General features: G+C 44.9%; 24 protein-coding genes. 6 read left to right on the forward strand and 18 right to left on the reverse strand.

What is annotated here, in order from left to right; translation table 11 throughout:
• Positions 1-160: 160 nt before the first annotated feature.
• The 16 genes from ACPUEY_RS04810 to ndhC form a co-directional block, all read right to left on the reverse strand.
• Entirely contained in the window at positions 161-895 is a 735-nt protein-coding gene (locus ACPUEY_RS04810; protein ID WP_092818844.1) for a cold shock domain-containing protein, read from the reverse strand.
• Between the two features lie 124 nt (positions 896-1,019).
• Positions 1,020-1,313 carry a cold shock domain-containing protein gene (locus tag ACPUEY_RS04815; RefSeq protein ID WP_092818845.1) on the reverse strand — a complete coding sequence of 98 codons (294 nt, stop codon included), beginning with the start codon at positions 1,311-1,313 and terminating at the stop codon, positions 1,020-1,022.
• A gap of 83 nt (positions 1,314-1,396) precedes the next feature.
• Positions 1,397-2,032 carry a uracil phosphoribosyltransferase gene (gene upp / locus ACPUEY_RS04820; protein WP_092818846.1) on the reverse strand — a complete coding sequence of 212 codons (636 nt, stop codon included), beginning with the start codon at positions 2,030-2,032 and terminating at the stop codon, positions 1,397-1,399.
• Positions 2,033-2,155: 123 nt separating this feature from the next.
• Complete coding sequence (gene nuoN, locus ACPUEY_RS04825; protein WP_425121319.1) at positions 2,156-3,649, reverse strand: NADH-quinone oxidoreductase subunit NuoN; 1,494 nt, start codon at positions 3,647-3,649, stop codon at positions 2,156-2,158.
• Positions 3,650-3,652: 3 nt separating this feature from the next.
• On the reverse strand, positions 3,653-5,257 hold the full coding sequence (nuoM, locus tag ACPUEY_RS04830; RefSeq protein WP_171259645.1) for an NADH-quinone oxidoreductase subunit M: 1,605 nt from the start codon (positions 5,255-5,257) through the stop codon (positions 3,653-3,655).
• Positions 5,258-5,264: 7 nt separating this feature from the next.
• On the reverse strand, positions 5,265-7,154 hold the full coding sequence (gene nuoL / locus ACPUEY_RS04835) for an NADH-quinone oxidoreductase subunit L (RefSeq protein ID WP_425121320.1): 1,890 nt from the start codon (positions 7,152-7,154) through the stop codon (positions 5,265-5,267).
• Positions 7,151-7,459 (reverse strand): NADH-quinone oxidoreductase subunit NuoK, encoded by a 309-nt coding sequence (gene nuoK, locus ACPUEY_RS04840; protein WP_004651041.1) that lies wholly within the window; start codon positions 7,457-7,459, stop codon positions 7,151-7,153. Before nuoK ends, nuoL begins: the two co-directional genes overlap by 4 nt.
• A complete protein-coding gene (nuoJ, locus tag ACPUEY_RS04845; RefSeq protein ID WP_171259646.1) occupies positions 7,459-7,977 on the reverse strand; it encodes an NADH-quinone oxidoreductase subunit J in 519 nt (172 codons plus the stop codon). Before nuoJ ends, nuoK begins: the two co-directional genes overlap by 1 nt.
• Positions 7,977-8,519 (reverse strand): NADH-quinone oxidoreductase subunit NuoI, encoded by a 543-nt coding sequence (nuoI, locus tag ACPUEY_RS04850; RefSeq protein ID WP_092818850.1) that lies wholly within the window; start codon positions 8,517-8,519, stop codon positions 7,977-7,979. Before nuoI ends, nuoJ begins: the two co-directional genes overlap by 1 nt.
• A gap of 18 nt (positions 8,520-8,537) precedes the next feature.
• A complete protein-coding gene (nuoH, locus tag ACPUEY_RS04855) occupies positions 8,538-9,554 on the reverse strand; it encodes an NADH-quinone oxidoreductase subunit NuoH (protein WP_086174878.1) in 1,017 nt (338 codons plus the stop codon).
• A 3-nt stretch (positions 9,555-9,557) separates the two neighbouring features.
• Complete coding sequence (nuoG, locus tag ACPUEY_RS04860; RefSeq protein WP_425121321.1) at positions 9,558-12,239, reverse strand: NADH-quinone oxidoreductase subunit NuoG; 2,682 nt, start codon at positions 12,237-12,239, stop codon at positions 9,558-9,560.
• A gap of 11 nt (positions 12,240-12,250) precedes the next feature.
• Entirely contained in the window at positions 12,251-13,582 is a 1,332-nt protein-coding gene (gene nuoF / locus ACPUEY_RS04865; RefSeq protein WP_425121322.1) for an NADH-quinone oxidoreductase subunit NuoF, read from the reverse strand.
• Positions 13,579-14,088, reverse strand: coding sequence for an NADH-quinone oxidoreductase subunit NuoE (gene nuoE / locus ACPUEY_RS04870; RefSeq protein WP_092818853.1), 510 nt, complete (start codon positions 14,086-14,088; stop codon positions 13,579-13,581). The genes nuoF and nuoE overlap by 4 nt, the downstream gene beginning before the upstream one ends.
• 14 nt (positions 14,089-14,102) lie before the next feature.
• A complete protein-coding gene (gene nuoC / locus ACPUEY_RS04875) occupies positions 14,103-15,890 on the reverse strand; it encodes an NADH-quinone oxidoreductase subunit C/D (RefSeq protein ID WP_425121323.1) in 1,788 nt (595 codons plus the stop codon).
• Between the two features lie 88 nt (positions 15,891-15,978).
• Positions 15,979-16,656 carry a NuoB/complex I 20 kDa subunit family protein gene (locus tag ACPUEY_RS04880; protein ID WP_086199188.1) on the reverse strand — a complete coding sequence of 226 codons (678 nt, stop codon included), beginning with the start codon at positions 16,654-16,656 and terminating at the stop codon, positions 15,979-15,981.
• Between the two features lie 7 nt (positions 16,657-16,663).
• Complete coding sequence (gene ndhC / locus ACPUEY_RS04885) at positions 16,664-17,209, reverse strand: NADH-quinone oxidoreductase subunit A (RefSeq protein WP_086199189.1); 546 nt, start codon at positions 17,207-17,209, stop codon at positions 16,664-16,666.
• A 557-nt stretch (positions 17,210-17,766) separates the two neighbouring features.
• Between ndhC and ACPUEY_RS04890 the strand changes: the two genes are divergently transcribed.
• Entirely contained in the window at positions 17,767-18,123 is a 357-nt protein-coding gene (locus ACPUEY_RS04890) for a hypothetical protein (RefSeq protein WP_425121324.1), read from the forward strand.
• Between the two features lie 38 nt (positions 18,124-18,161).
• On the opposite strand, the gene bfmS is transcribed toward ACPUEY_RS04890, so the two are convergent.
• Together bfmS and bfmR are read right to left on the reverse strand one after the other, a co-directional pair.
• Positions 18,162-19,829 (reverse strand): sensor histidine kinase BfmS, encoded by a 1,668-nt coding sequence (gene bfmS, locus ACPUEY_RS04895; RefSeq protein WP_425121325.1) that lies wholly within the window; start codon positions 19,827-19,829, stop codon positions 18,162-18,164.
• 31 nt (positions 19,830-19,860) lie between these two features.
• Positions 19,861-20,574, reverse strand: coding sequence for a response regulator transcription factor BfmR (gene bfmR / locus ACPUEY_RS04900; RefSeq protein WP_086196042.1), 714 nt, complete (start codon positions 20,572-20,574; stop codon positions 19,861-19,863).
• 587 nt (positions 20,575-21,161) lie between these two features.
• Between bfmR and ACPUEY_RS04905 the strand changes: the two genes are divergently transcribed.
• The 5 genes from ACPUEY_RS04905 to ACPUEY_RS04925 all read left to right on the forward strand — a co-directional run bounded on the left by ACPUEY_RS04905 (position 21,162) and on the right by ACPUEY_RS04925 (position 26,815).
• Complete coding sequence (locus ACPUEY_RS04905) at positions 21,162-23,990, forward strand: ribonucleoside-diphosphate reductase subunit alpha (protein WP_425121326.1); 2,829 nt, start codon at positions 21,162-21,164, stop codon at positions 23,988-23,990.
• 287 nt (positions 23,991-24,277) lie between these two features.
• Positions 24,278-24,406, forward strand: coding sequence for a hypothetical protein (locus ACPUEY_RS04910; RefSeq protein ID WP_261183115.1), 129 nt, complete (start codon positions 24,278-24,280; stop codon positions 24,404-24,406).
• Between the two features lie 60 nt (positions 24,407-24,466).
• Positions 24,467-24,595 carry a hypothetical protein gene (locus tag ACPUEY_RS04915; protein ID WP_261183114.1) on the forward strand — a complete coding sequence of 43 codons (129 nt, stop codon included), beginning with the start codon at positions 24,467-24,469 and terminating at the stop codon, positions 24,593-24,595.
• A 140-nt stretch (positions 24,596-24,735) separates the two neighbouring features.
• Positions 24,736-26,019 carry a ribonucleotide-diphosphate reductase subunit beta gene (locus ACPUEY_RS04920; protein ID WP_092818859.1) on the forward strand — a complete coding sequence of 428 codons (1,284 nt, stop codon included), beginning with the start codon at positions 24,736-24,738 and terminating at the stop codon, positions 26,017-26,019.
• A 190-nt stretch (positions 26,020-26,209) separates the two neighbouring features.
• Positions 26,210-26,815, forward strand: coding sequence for a DUF805 domain-containing protein (locus ACPUEY_RS04925; protein ID WP_425121327.1), 606 nt, complete (start codon positions 26,210-26,212; stop codon positions 26,813-26,815).
• The last annotated feature ends 139 nt before the right edge of the window (positions 26,816-26,954 follow it).

Genomic DNA, 26,954 nt, shown 5'->3' on the forward strand with positions numbered 1-26,954 from the left:
AGGGTTTAGCCTACACAAAGTTACCTCAACTTTTAAAGAAAAGACAAGGCTGTGAAAAATTAAATATCAAATACTTAAATTTAAAATATCATCATATTGATTCGATACTGAAATAAAATTCAAATTATGGGACAGCAGTGGCCTAAATGGCGCTTTTTTATTACCAGCGTGAATCATTTTCACACGGTATGCCGTCACCGTCACCATCCATTTTATGATTGGGACAGTTTTGCACATACCACACAGCTTCTGCTCTTGAGCTCATTTGACTGCAATGCTGCCGTTCATCACATTTAAATTGTGCTGTTGCCAGCCTCACGCCATTTTGCTGATCAATACTGGCACTAATTTTTTCCGAGCGCGGTCTAGTGGTATTGTAAGTTTCACCCGCCAGATTACGCTGCCCTTGCTCCGACAATACCGCTTCGGGTAAATCTCCCAGCGCTTCACGCTGTTCTGACACAATACGCTGCTGCTCTATAATCAATTGCTGTGCTTTCAGCTGCTCTGCGGTGCGATAATCCTGATATTGATCATAACCGATCACAGCAAGTCCTGCCAGAATGATCAGGACAATGCCGGACAGGATTCGGCCTTTCTGTGAAGCTTTATTATAACGTGGTGAAGCCGTCTTCTTTTTTCTGCCTTCCGGCTTGACCGGCATGCTATCCTCTGAGGCAGACTGCAGGTCCAGTCGCATAATACGATCGGCTTTGAACTTGCCGTCATCTTCCACAATAATAAATTTTAAGTTCTCCCCTACTTTAGGTTCGACCCTGCTCTGGGGAACATCTTTAATGTGAAAGAAAATGTCCTTCACTTCCCCTTCCTGTACTGCAATAAATCCAAAACCGCGCTCTGCGTTATAGGTTTTGACTTTCCCCTGAAGCAACATAAAACACTCTTTTTCATTTATATTTTTCCTTATTATAATAAAAAAGAGGCTAAAAAGCCTCTTTTCCGATCATCGTCAAAAGTAACCCGGAACATTCTCATGCTGAACTAAAAAACTGGAATATTCAGCCTCGAAAATTTGACAACAAGGCAGATGTAATCGACTGATTATGCGTCGATACTTTTGATTTTTTCGCTTTTGCTGAATGATCTGCAACGCGCTCTATGCGAACGGCCTTGTACTTGTCGCCATTCTTCACAGCTACAAATTTTACCCGTTCATTACGTTTCGGTTCACCTTCTGCCGCAGGGAAATCTGAAATATGAAAGAAAATATCCCCTTCAGCCGAACCAATAAAACCAAAGCCTTTTTCAGGGTCATACTTCTTGATCTTCCCCTGATATACTTCATTTTTCATGCTGCTGCCCTATGCTAAAAAATGCCATGTCTACAGTATATAAAAAAAGAGGCATGAAGCCTCTTTTAATTTGTCTTCAAGGCTCAGTCTTTTTGTACTGAACCGAAAATTTTATCGCCCGCGTCACCCAGACCTGGAACAATATAGCCATTTTCATTGAGACCATCATCAATAGAGGCGGTGAAAATGGTGACATCCGGATGTTTTTCTTCTACTTTTTTAATGCCTTCTGGTGCAGCCACTAAAACCATGACACGGATATCTTTACAGCCGCTCGCCTTCAATACGTCAATGGCTGCAACCAGTGAAGAACCGGTGGCCAGCATCGGGTCGATAATCATTGCCAAACGGTTTTGTACATCGGGTACCAGTTTTTTGTAGTAAGTACGCGCTTGCAAGGTTTCTTCGTCACGTTCAAGACCCAGTACAGAGACTTTCGCACTTGGAATCAGGTTCAGGAAACCGTCCAACATGCCAATACCGGCACGCAGAATAGGGACAACGGTAATTTTTTTACCGGCAATGCGGTCTACAGTCACTTTGCCATTCCAGCCATCAATTTCATGCTCACACATCGGCAAGTCTTTGGTTGCTTCATACGTCAGCAGCATGGTCACTTCTTGTGCCAATTCGCGGAAGTTTTTTGTACTGATGTCTGCACGACGTAGCAAACCTAGTTTATGTCGGATAAGCGGATGACGGATTTCATGAATAGCCACGGGAGAGTACCTAAAAAAATAAGATAAAATTTCAGCTATTATAAATGTTTTTTATATCTCTTATAAACCAAAAAGCCCCCTATGAAAGGAGGCTTTTTGCTAAAAACTTATAGTTTTTTTAGATTATTGCTGAGAGAGCATGAAATGCAATGGAGATAAAATCTCTGCTTGCAGCGCTAATTTAATGATTGGATCAGGATAAACACCAATCACCAATACCGCCAATGCCGCAGCAAGCACCATAATACCACCCACTTTTTGACCCCAATGTTTGTCGGCATCAATACGTGGCGTATCTGGCGGAGTCATGTACATCACCACCATCACACGCAGGTAATAGTACAGACCGATACCTGAACCCACCACAATCATGGCAGCAAGGAACCAGTGCTGGGTTGTTACCGCAGCCATCACCACCAGGAACTTACCAATGAAGCCAGCAGTCAATGGAATACCTGCAAGAGACAGCATCATGACAGTCAAGGTCGCAGTCAATACTGGACGGCGCCAGAATAAGCCACGGTAATCTGCCAGGCTTTGTGCTTCATCCACATTGTTAAATGGACTAGACATCAACGCAACAGCACCAAATGCACCAATCGTTGTCAACACATAAGTGATTACGTATACAGATACATTCCCCAGGCTTGCATAAGTCATGCTGATTAAACCAATCAGCAAATAACCAAAGTGCGCAATTGAAGAGTAACCCAGAATACGTTTCAGGTTGACTTGACGTACTGCAAGGAAGTTACCCACCAGAATAGAAAGCACCGCAATAATCGTGATGATGGTTACGATTGAATCTACCAAGATTGCACCTGAAGCCAGTAAATAACGTACAAACAGACCAATGGTTGCAACCTTGGCCACAGTCGCAAGGAATGTTGCGATTGGCGCTGGCGCACCTGCATACACGTCTGGCGTCCATTTATGGAATGGCGCAAGAGACAGTTTGAATGCAACAGCAAAAACGATTAAGCCTAGACCTAAAATCACCATTGGCTGTTTGATGGCTTGCATCAAGGCCTGAACATTGTCATAGAAAGACAATGAACCGGTATAAGCATAGATATATGCCATGCCCATTAACAGCATTGCAGAAGCAGTTGCTGAAAGAACAAGGTATTTAATACCCGCTTCTAAAGATTGTGAACGTTGGTGCGTATAAGCTAAAAGACCGTATACAGGAATCGACATCAGCTCAAGGCTAATGAAGAAAGATGCATAATGAGAACTTGCCACCATCAGCATTGCGCCCGCTACCGAGCACAGCATCAGGATATACAGTTCTTCACGGTTATCTTGATAGCTTTCAATATAAGCATGTGACAAGGTACAGCAAGCCAGTGCAGCAATCAGGATGACCAGTTGGTAAAGCAAGGTAAACGGGTCAAGCATAAACATGCCCATCACGTTCGCTGGTGCAAAAGCACCACCGAACATACCAATCAGGACATAGGCTGCAGCAAGGTTCAAGCCGACTACAGAGGCTGTTGCAATTAAATTATGGTTACGTTTAATTGCAATGAGAAGCATCACTACGATCGCAGTTAAAGCCACGATCATCACAGGAGCTAATGGCATAAGCTCGGAAAATGACATTGTGAAGTTCATGGCTTATTGGATCTCCACATTTTGTTGAGATACGACCTGTTGAGTCGCATCGACAACTTCTTGAACTGGGATATAGCTGTTGGCCAACCACGCCATGCTTGAATTTGAAATATCAAGGAAGCTTTGTGGATAGATACCGAGCCATAGTAGACCAAAAGCACACACTAACAAAATAACAATTTCACGCGCATTCAAGTCTTTCAATGGGCTTGTATAATTTTGTTTTTGCTCTTCATTTGGCGTACCGAACAATGCTTTGTGAATCAGGATCAAGCCGTAAAGACCTGCCAATACCAAGCTGATTGCTGCCACAATAGTGAAGGCTGGGAATTTGTTGAATGAACCCATCAAAATCAGGAATTCACCAATAAAGTTACCCAAACCTGGAATACCGACAAGCGCAGCAACAAAGAACATCAGGAAGAAAGCTAGGTACGGGAATTGACCGCGCATACCACCCATTAAACGCAAGTCGCGCGTATGAACACGCTCGTACACTTGACCACACATAATGAACAAGGCAGCAGATGACAGGCCATGTGCCAGCATCATGATCATTAAGCCTTGAAAAGTCAGGATATTACCTGCGTAAAGTGCAAGCAATACAAAGCCCATATGCGAAATTGAAGTATACGCCAGCAAACGTTTCATATCGGTTTGCTGGAAAGCACACCAGGCACCGTAGAACACGCCGATTAAACCGAAAATGATCGCGATGTCTGCAAACTGTGCAGAAGCCGCCGGGAAGAATGGCATAACAAAACGCAGCAGACCGTATGCAGCAGTCTTGATCAGAATACCTGCCAAGTCGACAGAACCGGCTGTCGGTGCTTGAGCATGGGCATCTGGTAACCAGCCGTGCAATGGGAACACTGGAAGTTTTACAGCGAAACCAATGAACATACAGATCATCAAGGCATAAGCCACTGATGGCAACTGTGCATCAAGCGTATTCGCCACACCTAACAGGTAGTTGTAATCGAAGCCGATCATGCCAGTCATCATGTATCCGTAAACCACAAGGCCTAGAATACCGATCAGCATGATCAAACCTGCTACCTGGGTATAGATGAAGAACTTGGTCGCAGCGTATACACGTGACTTGCCGTCTGCTCCCTTATGGCCCCATAAGGCAATCAGGAAGTAGATTGGTACCAGCATCATCTCCCAGAAGAAGAAGAACAGGAACAGGTCAATCGCCAGGAATACACCGATGACCCCACCCAAAGACCATAAAAGGTTAAGGTGGAAGAAACCAACGTTCTTTTGAATCTCGCCCCATGAACAGCCTACTGCAAGTACACCCAGTAATGCAGTCAAGCCGACCATAAGCAGTGAAAGACCATCCACCGCCAGGTGAATGTTAATGCCGAGGGTTGAAATCCAAGGCAGCATGAATTCGGCAGACCAAGTTGGAACTTTTGCGCCGAGTTCATAGTGATACGTACCCGAATTCCAAAGCGCAACAGTCAAGCCCAAAGTAATGAGCATACCGAATAACGCAATGTAACGCGGCAGTTTGTCGTCGAGCTTGTCGACGACCCAGCATACAAAACCTGCAATGAACGGTACGAGGATCAGCGCGGGTAAAATCCAGTTGTTTGTGATTTCCATCTTATTTCCCCACTACCTGAATCACGATCAGGATCATCAGCAACACCACTACACCGAGTGACATACTTGATGCGTATTCACGCAATGAACCTGTTTGACGTGAGCTGGTGAAGCTATGACCACCTTTAACAATGGCAGGAAGCACTAACCACAGGCCGTCAATCGGATCACGACCTAAAATTTTCGCGATAAGCAAATATGGTTTCACGAATACGATGTTATACAACGCATCAAAACCAAGTGCATTACGGCAGATATTGGCAAGGCCAGCACCGAATGAAGTACGGGCAAAACCTTTCACTGCGTTGTAGGCAAAGACAAATAATACGATACCTACCACAAGACCAGCCAATGCAATACCTACAGCGGTGTATTCAGCACTGTGCATGCCATGTTCAAGCGCTTCAGGAACCATGAATGCTGGAATTTTTGCAGCATTTAAAATGCTTTCTACTGGTGCTTTTAAGAAGTAAGCTAAACCAGTTGAAAGAACTGCAAGAATCGCAAGTGGAGCCCAGTAAGTTGCACCTTTGATTTCGTGATACGGCGTGTTTTCTTTACCAAAGAATACAACCCAGATTAAACGGAATGTATAGATTGACGTTAAGAAAGCACCTGCTACACCTGTCCAGTATAAGCAGTCATAAAGTGCAATACTTTGACCTTGTACCCAAACTGCACCAAGGATGGCATCTTTAGAGAAGAAGCCGATGGTCAAGAATGGAATTGCAGCCAACGCACCGCCACCAATCGCGAAGCAGGCAAACAAGAATTTGTTATGTTTGAACAAACCACCCATTTTGAAAATGTTTTGTTCGTGGTGGTAAGCCAGAATCACCGCACCAGAAGACAAGAACAATAATGCCTTGAAGAATGCGTGTGAAAGCATGTGGAACAGACCCGCCTGGTATGCTTCAGCACCCACCGCCATAAACATATAACCGAGCTGACTCATGGTTGAGTAAGCCAGGATACGTTTGATGTCGGTTTGAACCAATGCAGCAAAACCGGCCACAATCAATGTTACTGCACCAGTGATCGAGATGAACATCATCACTTCTGGTGTCATTTCAAACACGGAGAACATACGGCAGCACAGGTAAACACCTGCGGTTACCATTGTTGCCGCATGGATCAATGCAGAAACAGGTGTAGGACCTGCCATTGCATCGGCCAACCATGTCTGTAGTGGAATTTGCGCAGATTTACCGGCAGCACCCAGGAACAACATTAATGATGTCCAGATTGCAAGTGAATGGTCACCCGCCAATACTTGAGGTGCATTGGCCACGATTGTACCAATATGCAAAGTACCGAATTGTTGGTATAGCAAGAATAAAGCGATCAGTAAGAATACGTCACCAATACGCGTTACGGTAAATGCCTTGATTGCTGCAAAACCATTTTCCGGGTTTTGGTAGTAGTAACCGATCAGCAAATAAGAGCAAAGACCTACGCCTTCCCAACCCAGGAACAATAACGCCAGGTTATCGCCAAGAACGAGCAGCAACATGCTGGCAACGAACAGGTTGAAGTAAGAGAAGAAACGTGCGAAGTCTTCTTCACCGCGCATGTACCATGAGGCGAAGATGTGAATCAGGAAACCCACACCGGTGATCATGCCGGTCATGAGTAATGACAGGCCGTCCAGGTGCAGGCTCATGCCCGGTGCAAAACCGCCGACATTGAACCAGGTCCAAAGATGTTGAACCTGAGCTACTGAACCATTGTCTACAAAGCCCATGCCGGCAATCAGTGCAAATAAAGCAGATAAACCGACTGAACCGACACCAATAATGGCTGCTACATTTTCAGGAAGCTTATTGCGCCCCGCCGCCAAGAGGACAAAGCCAATGAGCGGAAATAAAATTGTTAAATATAAATAACTCATCCGCGCATCTCACTAGCAGCATCCACATCCAAATGATGGAAGCGATGGTAGAACTGAAGGACGATCGCAAGACCAATACAAGCCTCTGCAGCAGCAAGGGTCAAGATCAGGATGAACATGATTTGTCCATCTGGCTGTAACCATGCACTACCTGCAAGAACGAACGCAAGCGCTGCTGCGTTCATCATGATTTCAAGGCTCATCAACATAAATAATAGGTTGCGTCGCACCATTACACCGTAAAAACCCAGTGCAAAAAGAATGGTTGCAACGATTAAACCGTGTTCTAAAGGAATGTTGCCCATTATTCTTTTTCCTCTTTTGCACTTGGTTCACGTTTACCTAAGTGGAATGCTGCAACGAGGGCTGCAAGCAATAACATTGCGGCAACTTCGACCAATAGTAAGTAGTGAGTAAAGAGCGCTGTACCTACAGCTTTAGGTCCCACAACTTGAGTGCCCATTACAGGACCTGCTGTTGTGTAATCCGAACCAAGCATCCAAACCAGCACCAAGCCCATCAGGAAACTCATCAATGCTGGATATGCCCATGCAGATGACGTCAGCCATTTACGTTCCTGTTCAACCGTATGTTGACCAAGATTCAGCATCATCACCACAAACACGAACAACACCATGATCGCGCCGGCATAAACGATAATTTCTAGTGCGCCAGCGAATGGCGCACCAACGATCATGAACATCCCTGCTACTGCAAGGAGGGACACGATCAGGCTTAATAAAGCATGCACAGGATTCGCGTTAGTCACCACACGAACCGTAGAAACAATGGCCACGAGTGCCATCAAATAAAATGGCCACATCATGGTAATAAGCTCCGTACGTCAACAGGCGCACTTTCACGTTGTGCTTGACCTTTATCTTTACCTGTTACGGCCATACCGGTTACACGGTAGAAGTTGTAGTCAGGATATTTACCAGGACCTGAAATGAGCAAGTTTTCTTTTTCGTAGACCAAGTCTTGACGAACGTATTCACTTAACTCGAAATCTGGTGTCATTTGAATTGCTGTCGTTGGACAGGCTTCTTCACACATACCGCAGAAAATACAGCGCGAGAAGTTGATACGGAAAAACTCCGGATACCAGCGACCATCTTCTTTTTCTGCTTTCTGTAAAGAAATACAGCCAACCGGACATGCAACCGCACACAGGTTACACGCTACGCAGCGTTCCTCACCATCCGGGTCACGTGTCAATACAATACGACCACGGAAACGCGGCGGAACAATTTGTTCAGCTGGCACTTCTGGATAAAGAATAGTGTCACGTTTACGTGTCACGTGGCTGAACACCATCCACAATGAACGTACGATTGACCCGAATCCAGCTAGAATTTTATACATTTTGTACTCCCTGCTGTCCTAGGCCTGATTCATCAGAATCACAGCACCAGTCACCAACAAGTTGACCAACGCCAATGGCAAACAAATTTTCCAACCAAAGTTCATCACCTGGTCATAACGTGGACGCATTAAAGAACCACGAGCCAAGACAAACATCATTACAAAGAATGCTGTTTTGATAATGAACCAGAATACTGGTGGAATAAATGGAATTTCTAGGTTAAATGGTGCTAACCAACCGCCAAAGAATAGAGTGACGATCAATGCTGAAATAAGAACCACGTTGACATATTCTGCAACGAAGAACATACCCCATTTCATACCGCCGTATTCGACGTGATAACCTTCCGCCAATTCTTGTTCAGCTTCCGGTTGATCAAATGGGTGACGGTGAGTTACCGCAACACCTGCAACAATAAAGATAATGAAACCCAGGAATTGTGGAATCACAAACCATACATCGCGTTGTGCTTCAACAATTTCACGCATGTTGAATGAACCGGCAATTGCCACCACACCCATCAGCGAGATCCCCAGGAACACTTCGTAAGAAATGGTTTGAGCCGCAGAACGCAGACCACCCAATAACGCATATTTGTTATTTGAAGACCAGCCACCGAATAGCACGGCATATACTGCAATACCAGCCATTGCCATAAAGAACAACAGGCCAATGCTCATGTCTGCTACGCCCATGGTCGGACTTACAGGAATCACCATGAACGAAAGTACCGCAGTTGCCATGGCAACTGCAGGTGCTAAACGGAAAGTCAGTTTGTCAGCAAACTTAGGTGTCCAGTCTTCCTTGAACATGATTTTCAGCATGTCGGCAACGATCTGGAACATCCCCCCGGGACCAACACGGTTTGGACCGTAACGGTCTTGCCATAACGCAAGTAAACGACGTTCGATGAATGACATCAACGCAGCGACAAGCACCACTACAAGCAAGATTACAATCGCTTGAACAACTGAATAAGCAATTGGCCAGTTCTCAGCCCATAGCGGTGTCTGACGTATAATTTCTTGATTCATGAATTACACTCCTACCGCGACGGATACAGGCTCTGCAAGTGACACCGTTGGTGCAAGACCAACCGGATAACCGATATAACCTGTCGGCAAATATTCGATCACTTGAACTGGAAGGCTGATTGTCGCCTCACCTGCTTTCACAGTAATTTTTTGACCATCTTGAACGTTTAGGCGCGCAGCATCTTGCTCACCTACCGCAAACATGGCTTCAGGAATACGCGATTCCATGGCCGGAGTTTTTACAGTAAATTCACCAGAAGCAAAGATGTGATGCATAGGTACCAAACGGAAGCTTTCAGCATTTGCAAGTACTGCTGCTGGAGCTACGAATGTACGTGCAGGACGTTTAGCCAAACGATCGAATAAACGAATGCCTGAATCACCGCCTTTTAAGTGACCACCTACGTTATCCTGGAATTTGTTCCAGGCTTGTGGAGAGTTCCAGCCTGCAGACCATGCAAACGGAACCAGTGACGATGGGGTTTCATTACCCACATAACCTTCCATAGAGAATGTTAATGCAGAATCGACATCGATTGGCTGTTTAGGCTCATGCACCGAAAGCGGAGCACGCATTGCGGTACGACCTGAGTAACGACGTGGTTCACGTGCAATCTTCAAGCCATGAATACGGTAACCCGCATCTGGTGCGACATCTTGAATGGCTTCAAGCGCAGGAACATTTTTCACGACGGATTCAATGACATCATCCAGCAATGTCCAGGAAATCGCTTTGCCTTTCACACCGGTTTCAATGGCATGTAACCAGCGCCAAGACTCTTTGATCGCCAGTTCAGGTTTGTAGTAACTTGGGTCATACACCTGATAGAAACGCTGTGCACGGCCTTCTTGAGATACCACAGTACCATCACCTTCCGCGAAGCTTGCAGCAGAAAGTACAATGTTTGCTTTCTTCACAGTTTCAGTTTCAGAGTGATCCAATACAATCACGTCTTTGCCCGAAAGTGCAGCATTGACTTGTGCAGCAGGTAAACGGCGGTAAAGGTCATTTTCCACAATCACAACTGTGTCATAGTCTTGTGCAAATACTTGCTCCAGGCTTTGACCACCGAAGATTGCCAAGCCCATTGAGTTCACTTCAGGAACCGTCAATGTCAGACCTGCATTTGAACCTAAGTTCTGAGCCACTTGTGCAGCAGCTTCCATAATGGCAGCGTCTTGTAAGCTTGTACCAGAGATGATCAATGGTTTCTTCGCAGCTTTTAAAGTGTCAGCGATGGTTTGTGCAAATGCTTTCGCATCGTCATCAAGACCGGTAACAACTTCGCCTGCAACTGCCGCAGCAACAGCAAAACCTAAACGTGCGATATCGTTTGGAGATGCCACTACTTCACCTGTAGCAACGTCAGCTAAACGCGTTTGAGTCGCAGCAAGAATGTAGATTGGCGATTTGGCATCTTGCGCAATACGCTGTACCGGTTCAGCCAGCCATTCCTGGGTACGGCGTTCTGCCGCCATTTCTTTGGCTTTGTTTTTCGCAGCCTGGCGAACAGACAAGGCCATACGTGGCGCAGTTTGAGTCAGGTCTTCACCAAGAATCAACACAGCATCGTAGCTTTCAATTTCACGCATGGTCGGGTTATAAACACCCTCGGTTTGCATGATTGAAGCTGCAAGTTCAACCAAGTTCTGCTCTTTTTGAGACATACCGGTTGAGTAGCTGTCTTGACCTACAAGTTCACGAAGCGCGAAGTTCGTTTCAAGCGATGCACGTGGTGAACCAATACCCAGAACTTTTTTGCCCTGGATTTTCTCAATCACGGTATCAAGTGCTGTATCTACTGAAACAGTGGTTACGTTTGCACCATCACGGAATTGTGGCTGACGTGGACGGTCTGCACGGTTCACATAACCTGTACCAAAACGACCTTTGTCACAAAGGAAATATTGGTTAACGTCACCATTGAAACGGTTTTCTACGCGACGCAGTTCGCCATAACGCTCACCCGGAGAGATGTTACAACCTGAAGAACAGCCTTGGCATACGCTTGGCGCATACTGCATGTCCCACTTACGGTTATAGCGCTCTGAGTGAGTTTTGTCTGTAAATACACCAGTCGGACATACTTCAGTCAAGTTACCCGAGAATTCAGATTCTAAAGTACCTGATTCTGGACGACCGAAGTAAACACGTGATGCATTTGCATATACGCCGAAGTCTGTACCACCAGCATAATCTTTGTAGTAACGCACACAACGATAACACGCGATACAACGGTTCATTTCGTGAGAAATGAATGAGCCTAGCTCCTGGTTGTAATGGGTACGTTTAGTGAAACGGTAACGACGACGGTCGTGCTGTGTCATCACGGTCATATCTTGTAAATGACAGTGACCCCCTTCTTCACAGACTGGACAGTCGTGCGGGTGGTTGGTCATCAAGAATTCAACAATCGAAGCACGGAAATCTTTGGCTTCTTTGTCTTCAATCGAGATGTAGGTATTGTCAGATGCAGGCGTCATACATGACATGACCAAACGGCCACGCGTATCTTCTGGATTCGCGTATTGAGTCACGGCACACTGACGGCAAGAACCGACAGAACCTAAGGATGGATGCCAACAAAAGTATGGGATATCAATGCCAAGACTCAAACATGCTTGTAGCAAGTTTTCCGAGCCGTTGACTTCATACGATTTGCCATCGACATGAATTGTAGCCATAGTCGAATTCCTTAAGCTTGTTCTACGGAGCTAACTTGAGCGGCGGCATTGACTACCTTCGCTTCAAATTCGCCACGGAAATGTTTGAGTGCGCCCATAAGCGGTTCCATCGCACCAGGTGCGTGAGCACAGAAAGTCTTACCAATCCAAAGCTTACGAGTCAGTTCTTGTAAGTGATCGATATCTTCTTTCTTGCCTGTACCATCTTCCAGTGCTTTAAGCGCTTTAACCGCCCAAGGTAAACCGTCACGGCAAGGTGTACAGAAACCGCATGATTCGCGTGCAAAGAATTCTTCCAGGTTACGTGTTGCTGAAACCATACATTGGGTTTCATCAACAACCATGAGCAAACAGGTACCTAAACGTGAACCTGCTTTCATGATGCTTTCCGCATCCATAGGAAGATCGATATGCTCGGCAGCCAGGAAGTCAGTGGATGCACCACCCGGTAACCATGCTTTCAGCTTTAAGCCGTCACGCATACCGCCGGCATGCTCTTCGATCACTTCACGTGCAGTGGTACCAAATGGAAGTTCCCAAAGACCCGGGAATTTCACCTTACCTGAAGCACCATAAATTTTGGTACCTGGATCTTTTGATTTACCTTCAGATAAACCGATATACCATTCTGGACCACGCAGCATAATGGCTGGCAAGTTGTTGTAGGTCTCTACGTTGTTAACAATCGTAGGACGGCCCCAAGCACCTGCAACTTGCGGGAATGGCGGTTTGGTACGCGGATTGGCACGACGGCCTTCAAGCGAGTTAATCAATGCAGTTTCTTCACCACAGATATAACGGCCCGCACCGGTATGCACATGCAATTCGAAATTCCAGCCAGTTCCAAGGATGTTGTCACCCAGGTAACCTTTGGCACGAGCTTGCTCAAGCGCTTCGTTCAGATACTTCGCAGCTTCGATATATTCACCACGAATGAAGATGTAACCTTGAGTTGCTTCTAAGGTATAAGCAGCAATCAGCATCCCTTCAATCAGTTGGTGTGGAAGATCTTCCATCAGCAAACGGTCTTTGAAGGTACCCGGTTCCATCTCATCGGCATTACAAATCAGGTAACGTGGACCCGAGTTGTCATTCGGCGCCATCAACGACCATTTAATCCCTGCCGGGAAACCTGCACCACCACGGCCTTTTACAGTCGCCGCTTTAATGACTTCAAGCACTTCTTTCGGTTGCATGCCAATCGCTTTTTTAAAGCCGGCATAACCTTCCAGCGCTTCGTAATCATCGGCATTACGAACATTGGCTTGTTTGCTTAAACGCCATGTTAATGGGTGAGTTTCCGGGTTACCGTCGCCATAAATTGGTTTTGGTTCAGTATTCATACATACTTCTCCAAGAGCTGTTTAACCGAAGTCACTTCAACCAGACCATGAGTATCTTCATCAATCATTAAGGTTGGACCTTTGTCACAGTTACCTAAGCAGCAGATTGGCAGCAAAGTGAAACGACCATCCGCTGTGGTTTGGCCAAACTGAATGCCCAGCTCACGCTGGAAGGCTTCTGCCAAAGTTTCCGCACCCATCAAGAAACATGCAATCGAGTCACACAATAAAATTACGTGACGACCGACCGGTTGACGGTAAATACGGTTATAGAATGTCGCAACGCCTTCTAAATCTGCAAGGCTCATGCTCAGCATTTGAGCAATTGCATTCATTTGTGCGTCGTCTACCCAGCCATTACGGCGTTGTACACATTTCAGCGCATCCAGACATGCGGCACGCGGGTACGGGTAGTGGCCCATGTGATGTTCAATTTCATGGATTTCGTCCGCAGTTAAAATCCCTTCAACATTCACACGTGGCTTTTTATCAGTCAAAATCATCATAATGCGTTTACCCCTTAGCGATCCACGTCAGCCATTACGACGTCAATTGTCGCTAAATAAATGATTAAGTCAGATACTAAACTGCCATTAATCACAGAAGGCATTTGCTGTAAGTGCGTGAAAGTTGGTGTACGGATACGGGTACGGTAACTCATGGTTGACTTGTCTGAAGTCAGGTAATAGTTAGACGCACCTTTCACCACTTCCGCCATCACAGATGCTTCACCTGCAGGCATTACAGGACCCCATGACACGCTTAAGAAGTGCGTAATCAAGGTTTCAATATCTTGTAATGTCTTGTCTTTTGGTGGTGGAACAGCCAGTGGATGGTCTGCTTTGTACGCACCAGAAGGCATGTTGTCCAAACACTGCTTGATGATTTTCAGTGACTGTTCGATTTCACGGAAGTGAACGATTACGCGCGCGTAAGCATCGCCTTCGTATTCAACCGGCACGTCGAAGTCGTAGTTTTCATAACCGCTATAAGGACGGTATTTACGTACATCAAAGTCAATACCTGTAGCACGTAAACCAGTACCTGTTACACCCCAAGCCAATGCCGATTTTGCATCGTATTGCGCAACATTACGGGTACGGCCGACAAACACCGAGTTTTTCAATGCAGCGGTATAGTACTCATTGAGACGTTTTGGCATCCAATCGAGTAATTCACGAACTAACTTATCCCAGCCATTTGGCAAGTCATGTGCAGTACCGCCAATACGGAACCATGCCGGATGCATACGGTAACCAGTAATCGCTTCTACGATGTCATAAACTTTTTGACGGTCAGCAAACATATAGAATACTGGGGTCATACCGCCGGCATCCTGAATTGCAGTACCGATATATAACAAGTGGTTATTGATACGGAACAATTCAGACATCATGACGCGGATACATTGTGCACGGTCAGGAACAGTAATTCCAGCAAGTTGCTCCACACCCATCACATAAGGCATGTTTTGCGCACAACCACCCAGGTAGTCAACACGGTCGGTATACGGAATGAATGAATGCCAGGTTTGACGCTCAGCCATCTTTTCCACACCACGGTGGTGATAACCGATATCCGGCACACAGTCTTTTACTTCTTCGCCGTCCAGCTGCAAGATCACACGGAACGCACCATGCGCAGATGGATGGTTAGGACCCAGGTTCAGGAACATGAAGTCTTCATCGGCGTTACCGCGTTTTAGGCCCCAGTCTTCAGGAACGAAACGAAGGTGTTCCTGTTCAAAGTCCTGCTTCGCCTGGTTCTGCATATACGGGGTATATTCAGTCGCACGCGCAGAATATTCTTTACGTAACGGGTGACCTTCCCAGTATGTCGGCAACAAGATACGACGGAGCATTGGATGCCCTTCGAAGTTGATGCCAAACATGTCGTAAGCTTCGCGTTCGTACCAGTTGGCATTTGGCCAGATGTTGGTTGCTGTTGGAATGTTGAGATCGCTCTCACTCAAGGCAACTTTAATACGAATGTCGGCATTACGCTCTAGCGACAACAAGTGATAGAACACAGTGAAGTCCGACGCAGGCAAACCGTCACAGTGAGTACGCAAGCGCTCATCTACCGCAGACAAGTCGAACAGCATCACGTAAGGACGTTCTACTTTCCGCAAGAACATGAGGACTTCTTGCACACGTGCGCGCTCTACCCAGACTGTTGGAAAGTCTTCAAAAGTCGTTTGCATAAAGAAGTTCTCACCAAATTTGGTTTTGAGCTCTTCTATAATTGCAAATGCTGGGCGTGAATCAACTGCTGTTGATTCTGGCATAGCAATGTCAGTTTCAGCCATTGGCTTGGCTTCCTATTTAATACAAATTCAGTCAACCTTAAACGACAATTACACCCAGACCGGGTGCATCAATATTTTGTCGCTCAGATTATTTAATTTCATCCATAGAGCGTAAGTTTTTCACTGCAATACGTTCAGCATTCTTACGGTCACGTTCTGGTTGCATCTTTGGCTTATACACTGGCTGAAGATCATCACCAATCACCGCTGAAAGTGGACGGCGCTCTAATTGAATTTGGTCTTGTAGCAACATTAATGCTTGCAATAATGCTTCAGGACGTGGCGGACAGCCCGGGATGTACACATCGACAGGGATGATTTTATCCACACCTTGTACAACCGAATAAATGTCGTACATACCACCCGAGTTTGCACAAGCACCCATTGAAATCACCCATTTAGGCTCTAACATTTGCTCGTATAAACGCTGGATTACAGGTGCCATTTTCACGAAGCAGGTCCCTGCAACGATCATTAAGTCCGCCTGACGTGGCGAAGCACGAATAACCTCGGCACCGAAACGCGACATATCATGCACACCGGTCAAAGTGGTTGCATATTCTACGTAACAGCATGAAGTACCAAAGTTAAAAGGCCATACAGAGTTTTTACGGCCCCAGTTTACAGCTGTATGCATTACATCCTCTAAACGAGTCATGAACACATTTTTATTCACTTCTTCTTCAAGCGGATCGGTAACGATTTGACGCTCTTGAAGTGGATATTGATCAGCATCCGGATTCGCACGGGTTAATGTATATTTCATTCCCGGGTTACTCCTTACTAGATGATGTAGTCGCAGATTTTTTCACACGACCAGATGATTGAGCTGGAATCTGACCTGTAGGGTCAACAACCAACTCTTCAATAGAATTGAAGCGTGTAATGTCGGCAAGGTTCATATTCGGTGAACCCACTTTCGATTTCATCACTGCCGCTTTGAGACGATCGGTTGGTGCCCAGTTTAATGCCCCTACAGCAATGGCATAAATCAAAGCAATCAATAAATCGACCACAAAAATCACAACGGTGGTAAAACCGAACCAACCTACTTCACGAACTGATGTAGCCCATGCGTAGAGATACAGTGCTTCCAGGTCAAATACGACAAAGAAAATAGCAACCAAGTAGAACTTTGCAGACAAGCGGATGCGTGCTCCACCCGCACCTACTACACCTGACTCAAATTGCTCTTGCTTTGCACGGCCCCATGATTTACCCCCAAGGAGTAAAGGAACTGTGAGCATAAAGACACAAAGAAATGTAACGCCGATCACGAAGGCAATAATTGCCCAATCGTATGGAGTAATGGCACTCATGCGGGGATAACTCCTGGCAGGCCTAATTTATTAACAAAGAATGTATGTATTGGCCTTCAAATACACCAAACACAAAATTAATCCCGCCAATTGTACCTGATTTATGATTTCACTTGCTAGCTTATAAGCCTTAGTCTTTTGGATGATTTTTTCGGCATTACTGCTTTTAATTTGCATTTATTCCCTTACAGCACACCTTAATCGTTTTATTTAATAAAAACGATTATTTTTATTAAATTTTCTCACATTAAGATTTTTTGAGGAAATCTTGCCCATTTATTTTTCAATCTAAAAATGCATTATTGCTGAATATTCTATCAATTTTAAAAGCACAGTTTATTTTGGGTATTTATTTAAAAAATGATTGGAACCACAAGAATTGACTAAATTTTCCACCGTATTAAAAAAACCACCCTTCTTTGCTTTATAAACTACCCCATATTTTTTGCATAAGCTGCTTTATTCTTGTGGCTTTTTTGCAACACTTTGACATGCGTTTAACAGTTTGTGATATTTGTATTTAAAACTCAAAAAGTGAATAGACAGGAGAAACTATAATGACATTAAAATATGCCCATGAATCTGAATATTTCTTCTTTGCACAACTGTTAGTGCACCATGTGGAAAGATACATTGATAAACACCCAGATGCACGTGATGCCATTTTTGACCTGCGTGACATTTATGATCTTTTCCGCCAGGACTTTGCCTCTACCACCACCAATCTCGAAGCTATTTTAAACGTTGCCGATGAATACAGAGTCGAAACATTAAATGGGGACCAGAAATTGATTAGCAATTATGCAATTGACCCCAAAAACAATTCCTTACTGCTAGATTTCAATGCCGATGCCCTTGCCAGTTTAAAACAGGGAAAAAGCCTGATTGAACCAGATGCCACCAGTCATGAATAAGACTAAAAAAAGCACCGGATTCGGTGCTTTTTTATGAGCTAAAATTCTGTATTTAAGATCCCGTCTTTTACAACATGGGCTTTCTTTTTGGTTTTATTAAAGCGTTGCGCAGGCCATGACATAGTGAAACGTGCCCCGCCTAAAACCGGGCTTTGATCAACTTCAATTTTCCCGCCAAACCAGTAAGCAATACGGCTCACAATGGACAGGCCCAATCCATACCCTCCAGAAGCACGGGTACGGCTATCATCCAGACGGGCAAAGGCTTCAAAGATGCGCTGACGCTCCTCCTCGGGAATACCGGCACCGTCATCCTCCACCTGGACATAGGCCAGTCCTGCATCATTGATGCCACCACTGACAATTACTTTATGATCACAATAGCGAACTGCGTTGCCGACCAGATTTTGCACCACACGATGCAAGTAACGCCGCTCGGCATCCACCACTATACTAATGGGTGGCGCTTTGAGTTCAATTTCTTTTTGAGTTTTCAGTGCTTCGGTTTCAATCACCACCTGATCCAGCACTTCAAACAGTACTATTTTTTCAAAATCTAAAGATGGTGTGCCCTGCTCCAGTTTTGCATAGGTCATAATTTCATCAATCAAGGTATTGAGCGCTTCAATATCCTTATCAATCTGTTCGACCTGCTGCAGACGATACTCATAGTCATCTTCTTCGGCCAGCATTTCCATGCCGAAACGAATGCGTGCCACAGGCGTACGCAGTTCATGCGAAACTGCTCGCATCAGCTCGCGCTGTGCTTCAATCAAACGCTGAATATGATCGGACATGCTGTTGTAATTGGTTGCCAGGCTGGCCATTTCATCAGTACCATCGACTGGCAAACGCAAGGTCATGTCACCCGATTTCATGCGATGCAAGGCGTAATTCACCTCGCGTAAGCGACGCTGCATAGGCACCAGCAAGCCATACACCCCAAGACTTAACACAAACAAACTGAGCAAGGTAATGCCTGCAGCCAACTGGAAAGGCATCCAGTTAAATAAAGGAACAGGCCCTAAAACCAGCACCTCGGAAGGTGAGCTGGGCATAGGCGAAACAATCGAGATGGTGGTACCCCGAACCGAGGCATTGTCACGGTACAGAATAATACTGTGATCCAAGCGAAGCCGGCCGATTTGTTCGGAATCGAGCGGCAAGTTTTGCACTTTTTCAATGGCAATAGGATAAGAAAAATGCGATTGAATTTTGGCGAGATACTCTTTTTCCTGCCCAGGGTAATACACCAGATAATCCAGAATAAAAATCGGCAAGGCTTTCATCTGGCGCTCGCCTATTTTATTCACTTTCACATACAGCAAATGCCGGGGATCATCTTTCAGGCCAATAATGATATAGGCAATGGAATTTTCTGCATCGTAACGGACGGCTGCTTTACGCTCTTCAATCCGCTTTCTCTCGGTACGGGATAAATCCACCTTAGCTGCTTCAACATAATAAATTGGCAACTCAAGCAAATCGGAAGCATCAGAAATCCAGTCTTTTTTCTGCTGCTCATTCGGCTGTCGAGCAATCCCCTCGCTAATAATATAGGAAATTCCGTCGGTTAAAGATTCACGATACTCTTGCGCACGCTGGTAATTAATGATTTGTACCAACAGATAGCCAAATAAGGCGACCAAGGCTACTAAAATCACTAACCCTGCATAAATGCGCAAGAATATACTGTGTTTAAACACGAAGCTGTCCTATAAAATTAGCAGGCAGACATTAAAGACCGGTTTCTTTAACGAACAAATATCCCTTACTACGTACCGTTTTAATACGTTTTGGATTTTCAGGATCATCGCCAATTTTTGGACGGATACGTGAGATACGTACGTCAATTGAACGGTCCTGACCGTCATATTCGATACCGCGCAAACGCTCAAAAATATCTTCACGGGAAAGAATACGACCCGCATTTGAAGCCAGCAGCCATAACAGGTCATATTCAGCGCTAGTGAAGTCGACCAATTCGCCATTCAAAGTCACTGATCGGCCACCATTATCGATGACCAGATCATCAAATTCTATACGTTGAGCCACTTCATCTTCAGGAGCCTTGTCTGTACGGCGCAGCAAAGCACGGATACGGGCAAGCAACACGCGGGGTTGAACAGGTTTGGCGACATAGTCATCCGCACCCATTTCCAGACCCAACACCTGGTCCATGTCTTCAGTACGTGCGGTCAGCATTAAAATCGGCTGATGATAATGTGGACGCACTTCACGACAAATGGTTAAACCATCTGCACCCGGTAACATGACATCAAGTACCACCAAATCCGGTTGTTCAGCAATGATACGACGGATTGCACGATTACCATCAGGTTCTACCCCAACTTCCAATCCATTACGGATAAGGTATTCTTGAGTCAAACGTGCAAGACGCTCATCGTCTTCAACAATTAAAATTTTAGGTAACTTTTCTTCTTGGCTCATAAAATGCCCCTTTATATTGGATTAAGGTATCCTTAAAAATCCATTGGATACGCTTTAATATATTCAGCAATATACACACGTTTACATTGTAAACAAGATACCGTTCACCAAACTGATACATCAAAGTAGCATTTTGTTATATTTTTTTTAAACATTGAATTTATTGAAATTTTCATATTCCAGTGATTTTCACACAAATTTAAGAAATATTTAGTTACAAAATGTCTATTTTTTAATCCACCCTGCTATTTGCACAGTTTCTGACTAGTTAGCTCATTTCTTTTAAGTTATCCACAATGTTATCTATAAGCACATTTTTTTAGCTTTGTTATGCTATGCCTTGCCTGATAAGGCTTATAGAAAAATCAATAAAAATAGCAATATTTTTACAGAGATTAATGCATGTACTAAGAAAAATATTTAGCAAAATGTCAATATTGATCTACCCTAAATTTTCCCGTATCTTGTGTTCAATTAATTTTAAAACCACTAGGTCTTGTGTTTATTCCTCAAATACTGTGGCATAAAATTTGCCCAGTTCAAACGGTCCATAAACATAAAAATAGATGACAATGGAGCTATGCTAAATGAGCGTAATCACTTCAACTCCTGGCCAACTTCAGGTGATTAAACGCACCGGTGATGTTGCCACTTTTGACGCAGAGAAAATTTCTGTAGCGATTGGTAAAGCTTTTTTGGCTGTAGAGGGCCAGCAAAGTGCTGATTCTAGCCGTATTCATGATCGTATCGAGCAATTGACTGAAATGGTGATGAATACGTTTAACCGTCGTTTACCGTCAGGCGGCACGATTCATATTGAAGAAATTCAAGACCAGGTTGAACTTGCGCTCATGCGTACAGGTGAACAAAAAGTTGCACGTGCGTATGTCATCTACCGCGAACAACGCTCTGAAGCACGCAAACAGACTGGCGCTCATCACCATCCGACTTTACAAGTGACTGCTGCCAATGGTCAGCTTAAACCGCTTGACCTGGGTGCACTTGAAGCACATGTGGCAAAAGCAGCTGAAGGTCTGGAAGGCATTGACGTTAAAGCCATTGTCGATGAAACCGTAAAAAACCTGTATAACGGCGTAAAAGAGTCCGACATCTCTACAACAATGATGATGGCGACGCGTACCCGTATTGAACAAGAACCCAACTATACTTATGTGACTGCTCGCCTGCTTCGTGACAATCTTGTGGCAACCGGTTTGGAGTTCCTGGGTTTAAGTACTGACACTCTAGAAAATGACGCTTTAGAAACCTTCCTGAAAAAAGGTGTAGAGCTAGATCTTTTATCTGCAGATCTATTGAATTTTGATCTGGCAAAACTGGCAGCAGCGATTCAGCCAGAACGCTCGAACCAGTTTACCTATTTAGGTCTGCAAACCTTATTTGACCGTTACTTTATCCACTCTGACGGCATCCGTTTCGAATTACCGCAATTGTTCTTTATGCGTGTGTCGATGGGTCTTGCGTTAAATGAAGATGACAAAGAAGCGCGTGCCATCGAGTTCTATAACTTGCTGTCCAGCTTCGATTACATGGCATCTACACCGACCCTGTTCAACTCTGGTACTTTGCGTCCACAGTTATCGAGCTGTTACTTAACAACAATTGCTGATGACCTGTATAACATTTATGGCGCAATGCGTGATAACGCCATGCTGTCTAAATGGGCAGGCGGTTTAGGCAATGACTGGACCCCAGTTCGTGCCTTGAACTCATACATCAAAGGCACTAACGGTAAATCTCAAGGTGTTGTACCGTTCCTGAAAGTTGCCAACGATACGGCTGTTGCGGTAAACCAGGGTGGTAAGCGTAAAGGTGCAGTGTGTGCATACTTAGAAACCTGGCACCTGGATATCGAAGAATTCCTGGAACTGCGTAAGAACACCGGTGATGACCGTCGTCGTACCCATGACATGAATACTGCAAACTGGGTTCCAGACCTGTTCATGCAACGTGTCTTTGAAGATGCTGAATGGACATTGTTCACGCCATCTGAAACGCCAGATCTTCACGATTTAACCGGTCAGGCATTTGCTGAACGCTATGCTTACTATGAAAGCATTGCCAAAGAAGCCGACATGCTGCACAAGAAAGTGCGTGCCAAAGACTTGTGGCGCAAAATGCTGTCTATGCTGTTTGAAACCGGCCATCCTTGGATCACATTCAAAGACGTATGTAACTTGCGTTCACCGCAACAACACGTAGGCGTGGTGCATTCATCTAACTTGTGTACAGAAATTACGCTAAACACAAACCAAGACGAAATTGCGGTATGTAACCTGGGTTCGATTAACCTGGTACAGCACGTTCAAGGTGGTGTACTCGACCGTGAGAAGTTGGCGCGCACTGTAAAAACAGCCGTTCGCATGCTCGATAACGTCATCGACATCAACTACTACGCTGTTCCGCAGGCAAAAAATTCGAACCTGAAACACCGTCCGGTCGGTATGGGTATCATGGGCTTCCAAGATGCTTTATATGAAATGAAACTGGCTTACGGTTCTGATGCTGCGGTTGATTTCGCTGACGAATCTATGGAAGTCATTTCTTACTATGCAATCCAGACTTCTAGCGACCTTGCACTTGAACGTGGTGCTTACGAAACATTTAAAGGATCACTTTGGGATCAAGGCATCCTGCCAATCGATTCTTTAGACATCGTGGCGAAATCACGTCCTGAACGCATGTTTGAAGTTGACCGTACACAACGTCTGGACTGGGACACTTTACGTGCCAAAGTTCAAAAAGACGGTATGCGTAACTCGAACGTAATGGCGATTGCACCAACTGCAACCATTTCAAACATCTGTGGCGTGTCTCAGTCGATCGAACCGACGTTCCAGAACTTATATGTGAAATCTAACCTTTCTGGTGAATTCACAGTGATCAACCCGTACCTGGTACGTGCGTTAAAAGATCGCGGTCTTTGGGATTCAGTGATGGTCAATGACCTGAAACACTTCGAAGGTTCTGTTCAGAAGATTTCACGTATTCCTGAAGAGCTTAAAGCGATTTTCGCAACTGCGTTTGAAGTTGAACCACGCTGGATTGTGGATGCTGCATCACGCCGTCAAAAATGGATTGACCAGGCTCAGTCGCTTAACCTTTACATCTCTGGTGCAAACGGCAAGAAACTTGACCTGACCTATAAAATGGCATGGTTACGTGGTCTTAAAACCACTTATTACCTTCGCGCATTGGGTGCAACTTCTGCCGAGAAATCGACCATTAACACTGGCGCATTGAACGCAGTTAAACCTGCCACTGTTGCAGCACCTGTTACTGCTGCGGTAGCACCTGAAGTGAAAGCTGAAGCAACTGTTGAAGAAGATTTCGCTCAAGCAGCACCAGTGCCAATGGCATGTTCAATTGACAACCCGGATTGTGAAGCTTGTCAGTAAGCTTCATAACCTCCCCTAACCCCTCCTAAAAGGAGGGGGAATCAAACCTCTTAATTGAGGGAGAAAGTCCCCCTTTTCCAAAGGGGGATTTAGGGGGATTAAAAAAATTTAGGCAATAAAAAAGCCCTCTAGAGTCCGTCAAAACTAACTAGAAGGCTTTCAATCTCGAAGTGATACCAAGATGGTCACGACGAGGCTGGCATCTGATAATGCATGAGCGATTCTATCATTGAATTAGTTTATGAGCCAGTAAGAGTCATCTTGATTTTGTATCAGGAGAACTGAGCATGGCTAATAATCAAAAAGCAGCTCGCAGTGCTATCACTGGTCAATACGTAACGTTGGAATATGCGAAAAAGCATCCAAAAACTACGGTTGTTGAAACAGTAAAGCCAGCAAAATCATCTAAAAAATGATTTAAACGTGAATCTTAGTTACGACCAGGATTCACAAATTAAAAGTAAAAGGAACCCACCATGCTCCATATGACCCATAACTACCTGTTAGGACTTATTGCCTTGGTGGTTTCCTTTTGTTTTACCTTTTACGTGCCGATTGGTTATTTCTGGTTTAAAGCACGTCAACAGCGTAATCAAAATAAGTAGTGAGGATATTTGCTCTTCCGTACAAAACAAGAGCACTCATCGACAAAACTTAATTTTGCTTACACAGAATAAGCGTATAGTAGACATCTTCGTTTGTGAGATGTCAGATAACAGATATAAGCATCGAAGAGAGAATTGATATGTCTATCCTAAGTTGGGACGATTTCGAAGATGATTCGCAAAAACCGGCTGCACCTGAACACAAGTCTGCGCCCGTCGAACCGCAAAAAGCGGCTCATACACAAGTGGTATCTGATGCACGCAACGAACCGACGCGTGTGGCAGCTGCACAACCCCTTAGAGCCACTCAAAACCGAGGATCAGATCCAACCGATTCATTGGCAAGAGCATCTGCTTCCCTAGACAACCTTGACGTTGCTCCGGGTCTGGAAGAGCTTGAAATGGGCGCTCAGCGCGTACAGGTTGACGATAAAGCCATGATCAACTGTCGTGCCGACCTGAACCAGCTGGTTCCATTCAAATACGAATGGGCTTGGCAAAAGTATCTGGACGGTTGTGCCAACCACTGGATGCCGCAAGAAGTCAACATGAACCATGACATCGCACTTTGGAAGTCTGAAAATGGCTTGACTGAAGATGAGCGTACCATTGTCATGCGTTCGCTCGGTTTCTTCTCGACTGCAGACTCACTGGTGGCAAACAATCTGGTCCTTGCGATTTACCGTCACATTACCAACCCGGAATGCCGTCAGTACATCTTGCGTCAAGCCTTTGAAGAAGCGATTCACACTCACGCTTACCAGTACTGTATCGAGTCGCTAGGTATGGATGAAGGCGAAGTCTTCAACATGTACCGCGAAGTACCGTCCGTGGCACGTAAAGCGGCTTGGGGTCTGAAATATACCCAGTCTTTAAGTGATCCTACGTTCAAAACCGGTACACCTGAAAATGACCAGATCTTGCTTCGTAACCTGATCGCGTTCTACTGTGTACTTGAAGGCATTTTCTTCTACTGTGGTTTCAGCCAGATTCTGTCTATGGGCCGTCGTAACAAGATGAACGGTGTTGCCGAGCAATTCCAGTACATTTTACGTGACGAGTCGATGCACCTGAACTTCGGTATCGACATGATCAACCAGATCAAGATCGAAAACCCAGGTTTATGGACGACCGAGTTCCAGGAAGAAATCATCCAGATGATTCTTGAAGGCACCATGCTTGAAATCGAATACGCACGTGACACCATGCCACGCGGTGTACTTGGCATGAACGCGGCGATGATGGAAGAATACCTGAAGTTCATCTGTAACCGTCGTTTAGCGCAACTTGGTTTGCCTGAACAGTTCGCTGGTGTGAATAACCCATTCCAGTGGATGTCGGAGATGATGGACTTGCGTAAAGAGAAGAATTTCTTCGAGACGCGTGTAACGGATTATCAGACTGGCGGTGCGTTAAGCTGGTAATTGAAAGATTCTAAAAAATCCCGCTTCAATAGCGGGATTTTTACTCAAAACAGAAAAACCTTAATGAAATATTTTATTAATACAGTAACTTAAAAAAAACACCATGTTTAACTTTTAAGCATTTCTGCTATGATGATATGCAATAATCAGGCTAAATTTATAACATATACTATAAAAATAGAGGCTAATAATGAAAGGAACGATTCTGGATTATTCAATCCAAACCAATACAGGTATTATCAGTGGCGACGACCAAAACCGCTACAACTTTACGGGCGCAGAATGGCGCGGTCAGCGCCCGCCTAATCGTGGTGAACATGTCGATTTTGCTGTCGACAATGCCGGCAATGCCACTCAAATCTATATTACCCTCAACCGCAACAGCACCATGCAAACCCTGTCCGAACAACTCGATAAAATTTCCAACCAGAATCAATCTGAAGAACAGTTCAATATGATGGACTGGTTTGTAAAATGCCTGAAAAATTATGTCACTTTTGATGGACGTGCACGCCGTAAGGAATTCTGGTTCTTTATGCTGGTTTCTTTCATTTTGGGCATCATTGTTCAAATCATTGATGCAATACTCGGTACCGACAAAATGTTGAATGGATTATTAAATTTGGCATTATTCCTGCCAAGCCTAGCCGTAGGTGCCCGTCGTCTACATGACACAAACCGGTCTGGATGGTGGCAGCTTCTTGCACTAACTGTTATTGGCATCATTCCTCTCATTATCTGGTGGGCTTCGGACACCAAACAGGAAAACAATCAGTGGGGACAACCTGCTAAATAAAGCAGATAAAAGGGCAATCATGCCACTGCTGTCCCACAAATATCACAAGAAGAACCTCAATTGAGGTTCTTCTTGTTTTCGCCATTTTTTATCAGGCACAAAGAGTGACCTTAAAAGTTTCCTTTCAAATAAATTGACC

The sequence above is a fragment of the Acinetobacter sp. G11 genome (assembly GCF_049808495.1).
Lineage (GTDB): Bacteria > Pseudomonadota > Gammaproteobacteria > Pseudomonadales > Moraxellaceae > Acinetobacter > Acinetobacter kookii.